Here is a 2774-nt window from a genome sequence, read left to right on the forward strand (position 1 = left end):
ATAAGCTGCGACACGAGGTTTCAGAGCACCGAAGTAATGATCTTCCATTTCCTGGCCCTTAGGAGCAGGAGCACCGATCAGTGCAACGCCGCAGAATACAAGGTCTTTTCTCTGTTTGTATAATTCCTTGTCTACCAGGAAGTATTCCTGTTCAGGACCTACAGTTGTATTTACGTGTTTGATATCTTTATTTCCTATTATATGGAGAAGGTTTGTAGCTTCTTTATCAAGTGTCTGCATGGAACGAAGGAGAGGAGTCTTTTTATCAAGAGCTTCTCCGCTGTAGGAGCAGAATGCTGTAGGAATGTAAAGGGTTCCGTCTTTGATGAATGCCGGTGATGTCGGATCCCATGCTGTATATCCTCTTGCCTCGAATGTGGCACGAAGACCGCCTGACGGGAAACTGGAAGCATCCGGCTCACCTTTTACAAGTTCTTTACCTGAGAAATCCATGATCACCTGACCATCTCCTGTAGGAGAAATGAAGCTGTCATGTTTCTCCGCAGTTACGTTTGTCATTGGCTGGAACCAGTGAGTATAATGAGTGGCGCCGTTCTCGGTAGCCCATTCTTTCATTGCAACAGCAACGGAGTTGGCAACATCAAGTTCAAGGTGTGTACCGCTCTCGATTGTTTTCTTTAATGCTTTGTACATGTCTTTTGGCAGTTTACTTCTCATTACTTTGTCGTTGAAGACCAGGCTGCCGTACAGTTCAGGGATATTCTGTGCCATATAGGTACTCTCCTTTCGGTTTGCAATATTTTCTGAATATGTGTAGTGCCGCTGCAGATCACCATTGTGACTGCCTGCGGTTTTCGTCTCATAGAAAATTCCTCATCGAACATTTTCTATGAAACGAAAGTTTTATAAAACGAAAAGCGCCCTGGACTGAGATCTCTGTAGATCTTTCCAAAGCGCCTTTGCTTTATGTGCTGTACTATAAACGAAATGAAAACAGATGTCAAGCACTTTTTTTGAAAAAATTTTTGAGATATGGCAAAAAAGGAATAGGTTGACAAATTTGTTTCTATTATTATAATTTGATTTTGGAACCCACCAAACATAAGAAAACAATGTCAGCGGGTTTTGAAAGTAAAGTTAAAGTCAGACAAGAGAATACGATCGGAGGAAATCAGATGGCTGGAATAAAAGAAGAGTGCGGCGTCTTTGGAATTTATGATCTGGATGGCGGCAATGTAGTTCCGTCCATATATTATGGACTGACTTCCCTGCAGCACAGAGGACAGGAATCCTGCGGACTTGCAGTTTCTGATACTAAGGGAGAGCGTGGAAATGTGAAGTTTCATAAGGATCTAGGACTTGTAAGTGAAGTTCTCAGACAGGATGTTGTCCGTAAATATGAGGGGGATATTGGTATTGGTCATGTAAGATATTCCACAACAGGAGCTTCTGTTGCAGAGAATGCACAGCCCCTTGTTTTGTCTTATGTAAAGGGAACTCTTGCACTTGCACATAACGGAAATCTGGTTAATACACCGGAACTGAAATGGGAACTGATCCAGAATGGAGCGATTTTCCATACAACTACAGATTCAGAGGTTATTGCGTTCCATATCGCAAGAGAACGTGTGCATTCTAAAACAGTAGAAGAGGCAGTGTTAAAGACTGCAAAGAAGATCAAAGGTGCATATGGTCTGGTAGTTATGAGCCCGAGAAAACTGATCGCAGTCCGCGACCCATATGGACTGAAACCATTGTGTCTCGGTAAAAGAGGAAATGCTTATGTTATTGCTTCTGAGAGCTGTGCTCTGACATCTGTAAGTGCGGAATTTATCCGTGACATTGAGCCGGGTGAGATTCTTACGATCACAAAAGACGGACTGAAGTCAAATAAAGAGCTTGCGTCTGCTGCTGCAAAACGCGCGCATTGTGTGTTTGAGTATATATATTTTGCAAGACTTGACAGTACCATTGATGGGGTGAAGGTCTATGATGCCAGAATCCGCGGCGGTAAATCTCTTGCCAAGTCTTATCCTGTAGAGGCAGATCTTGTAACAGGTGTACCGGAGTCCGGACTCCCTGCTGCAAAGGGATATTCCGAAGCATCAGGAATCCCGTTTGCATTTGCGTTCTATAAAAACAGCTATATTGGAAGAACATTTATCAAACCGACTCAGGAAGAACGTGAGTCCAGTGTTCATCTGAAACTGAGTGTGCTGGAATCTGTTGTAAAAGATAAGAGGATTGTTCTGGTGGATGATTCTATTGTTCGTGGAACAACCATTGCAAACCTGATCCACATGTTAAAAGAGGCGGGAGCAAAGGAAGTGCACGTACGTATCAGTTCACCGCCATTTTTACATCCATGCTATTTCGGAACGGATGTGCCGTCAAATGATCAGCTCATTGCAGCCAGCCACAGCACAGAGGAAATCTGTAAAATGATCGGAGCAGATTCTCTTGGCTACATGCAGACAGATTATCTGGAAGGAATGGCGGGCGGCCTGCCCTTATGTAAGGCATGCTTCGATGGAAATTATCCGATGGAGATTCCGGATTATACAAATGCGGAGTTTGCAGATATTGTGAAGTGTTAAGTCGCAAAAATTCATAAAAAATGCAGAAACCTGTCGATGATATATGGAATCAATCTCACATAATGGTAAAACCAATATAGAATGGAATCATACATAGTGTATAAAATAATGCTGTGAAAACATATATAAACGAACAAAATGCACAATAGAACCCCTGCGCTTTATGAAAATTGGATAAATTTAAAAACTTGACAAATTCTGAAATGTGGAACATAA

At 42.3% G+C, this 2774-nt stretch carries 2 protein-coding genes; one reads left to right on the plus strand and one right to left on the minus strand.

What is annotated here, in order from left to right; all coding sequences use genetic code 11:
* Positions 1-732: glutamine synthetase III domain-containing protein (locus AC075L_RS07075; protein ID WP_476387439.1), on the minus strand; the 732-nt coding region annotated here is incomplete at its 3' end.
* Positions 733-1136: 404 nt separating this feature from the next.
* Between AC075L_RS07075 and purF the strand changes: the two genes are divergently transcribed.
* The gene (gene purF / locus AC075L_RS07080) at positions 1137-2558 is read left to right on the plus strand and encodes an amidophosphoribosyltransferase (RefSeq protein ID WP_022381205.1); all 1422 of its coding nucleotides are present in this window, start codon (positions 1137-1139) and stop codon (positions 2556-2558) included.
* Positions 2559-2774: the final 216 nt, after the last annotated feature.

It is taken from the genome of Blautia sp. ZXY-1-B12 (assembly GCF_056339915.1).